Source organism: bacterium (genome assembly GCA_030247525.1).
Lineage (GTDB): Bacteria > Electryoneota > JAOADG01 > JAOADG01 > JAOADG01 > JAOTSC01.
Genome location: JAOTSC010000262.1, coordinates 1 through 2,816, shown reverse-complemented (window position 1 = coordinate 2,816; position 2,816 = coordinate 1). Strand labels below are relative to the sequence as shown.

Below are 2,816 nucleotides of genomic sequence, written 5' to 3'. Positions count from 1 at the left end.
ACATTACGGTATCGTACAAATCCGGCAAATTCGTATTCGCTGGGGTCAGTCTGCAACCGCTCGCCGAGCATCTTCGCCAAATCGTCGGTACCAATAATCAATGCTGTCCGTAACAAGCGTTTCTTATGGATTAACTGATTGCCCCACTTCACAAACAACAACCATCGCCAACCGGGTAACAACACCAACCATAACATGGATGAGATGAGTACAACCGCTCGACTAAACATTATCCCCTGTAACAAGAACAAAGTGAATGTTCCGGAGATGAAACCTGCCAAGGCTGCCCCTTTTAAGGCTGGCTTTACAGATTCGCGGTCACGGGCTAAAAAGGTGCCAGTAGAACCTAACGCGAGTAAAACGAGAATGACATTCGCAACAAGAACCCGTTTGTCCACTGCACCAAAAACACCGCCCCAGCGCAGCCATTGCCCTAAAAACAATCCTAAAGCAATCAAAATCGAATCAACCACAGCCGGCCAAGTGAAACTCCAAAACTGGCTGAAGCCGGCAAACCAATGTGCAAGCAAAATTCCGATTTTCAGAAGGGCAATACCGTACCCGCGTGCCCACCCTTTGTAATGCTTTTCGGCATACAAGAGCATGGCACCATAAAACGCTTGATTGCGGTCAATGTTGCTACGCCGGGTTGATTCCCCACGATAATGTACGGCAGTGGTTTCCGGGCGGTAATGGATTTCATACCCGGCATCCTGTACCCGCGCGCAGAGGTCTAAGTCCTCCCCATACATAAAGAATTGCTCATCGAAACCACCAACCTTCTGGTAGATTTCTTGCGGCATAAGTAGGAAAGCGCCAGTTCCCGCTCCGATTTGCGCAGGTTCGTCGTCGTTGAGATAAGTGAGGTTATACTGGCTAAACAATCTGCTTTTGGGGAATAGCATTGATAATCCGGTTAACCGGGAAAAGGCTACCCACGGAGTCGGGAGCGATCTGCGGCAGGCGTAATCCAGCGCGCCGTCCTTGCGGATCAGTTTTGGGGTGACGATACCGGCTTTCGGATGCGTTTTAAGAAACGCGATTAAGACCTGCAGGGTATCTTCCCCGACAATCGTGTCCGGATTTAAAATCAAGATGTACTTTCCGGTACACTGTTGTAGCGCCAAGTTGTTCGCTTTACCAAACCCGATATTTTCGGATAGTTCGATGAAGTTCACTTCGGGGAAGCGTTCGCGGAGGAAGGGAATCGAGCCGTCGGTCGAGGCGTTGTCGACGACAAATATTTCCTGAGAAAGCGCGTGTTGCCCGTGCCGCAAGGAATGCAAGCACTGTTCGAGGAGATATCGGACGTTGTAATTGACAATAACGACCGAGACGTCTGGTTGCACGTAGGATCCTACAGTTTACCAAACATTGCTTGAAGCCGGAGCCGCCAGACCATCCATACTGCTTCCCGGACAATCGCTTTCGACATTTTCGAGTTACCAACGGCACGGTCGATAAAGATGATAGGAATCTCGGTGATGTTAAATTTCTTGCGCCAGGTTTTGAAATTCAACTCAATTTGGAAGCTGTACCCATTCGAGTGAATTCCATTCAGATTAATCGCTTCGAGGACTTCGCGGCGGAAACACTTAAACCCACCGGTAGGGTCTTTCACCGGCATTCCGGTTATCATTCTGGTGTAAATCGATGCACCGTAGGACAGAAGTAACCGGGTTAACGGCCAATTGACGACATTTACTCCTTGGCAGTAACGCGAGCCGATCACTAAATCAGCAGACTCGGCAGCAAACAGGAAATTGGGAATTTCCGCCGGATTATGCGACAAGTCGGCATCCATCTCGAAAATGCGTTCGTACCCTTGTTCGAGCGCCCACTTGAAGCCGGCGACATACGCGGTGCCTAACCCCATTTTTCCAGCGCGTTCGATCAAGTGAATCCACTGTTCTGATTCCTGTTGTTGCCAATATTGGATACGCTTGGCAGTACCGTCTGGCGAGCCATCGTCGACAAACAGGACGTGCACGCCGTAGTTCAATTGCTTCACCATATTGAGCAAGCGGTCGATGTTCTCGATTTCGTTATAGGTCGGAACCACGACCACCGTGCGTCGGAAGGGGACTTCCGAGCGGGCAGGGGGAACTTGTAGGGTACTTAGGGTATAATCTTTCACGTCACTTCTGCTCTTGTTCTTGCCTTAAATATACATGCATTGCCTCGGCAATCGATAATGGTTGGAAGCCGATAGCCAATTCGGTCCGTTTGGTCGTCAAACCACCTTGCTTCGGGCGCGGGGCAGTTTGGGTAAAAGTAGAACCATCGACCGGAGTAATGAAACCGCTGGGCAGCCCGGCAAGTTCCGCGATTCGCACCGCAAATTCATAGCGATTCAGATATTCCGCGCCTACGAGATGAAAGACTCCCGATTGATTTGCATCGATGATTTGCCTGAGACCGGTCGCCAGACTATTCGTTAAAGTCGGAGTCGAATATTGATCGGTAACGATATTCACCGGTTCGTTTGACCAGAGTTTGAGTAACAACCAACTCACAAAATCTGGCGCGGCATTCGGTTCGTAGCCAAAGAGTACCGAAGTCCGTGCGACTACGTTGTTCGGAGAAGCTGCCAATACTTCATTGTCACCAGCCAATTTCGATTTTCCGTAATAGCCGATGGGCGTGGGGTGTGCATCTTCCGGGTAGGGCCCCGCTTCCCCATCGAAGATGTAATCGGTGGACACCTGTATCATCCGGGCATTCAGTTTTCCAGCAATTTTCGCCAACCGAGCCGGGACTTCCGCATTGAGTCGATACGCCAATTCCCGTTGGGTCTCGCAGGCGTCGACGTTGGT

The 2,816-nt window shown here is 50.4% G+C and carries 3 protein-coding genes; all 3 read right to left on the bottom strand.

From position 1 onward, the window contains the following. The coding region (locus tag OEM52_14735; protein MDK9701389.1) for a glycosyltransferase at positions 1-1,349 on the bottom strand (1,349 nt) is incomplete at its 3' end. Between the two features lie 8 nt (positions 1,350-1,357). Next, positions 1,358-2,068, bottom strand: coding sequence for a polyprenol monophosphomannose synthase (locus tag OEM52_14730; protein MDK9701388.1), 711 nt, complete (start codon positions 2,066-2,068; stop codon positions 1,358-1,360). Positions 2,069-2,138: 70 nt separating this feature from the next. Further along, positions 2,139-2,816 (bottom strand): SDR family oxidoreductase (locus OEM52_14725; protein MDK9701387.1); only part of this gene is annotated, 678 nt, incomplete at its 5' end.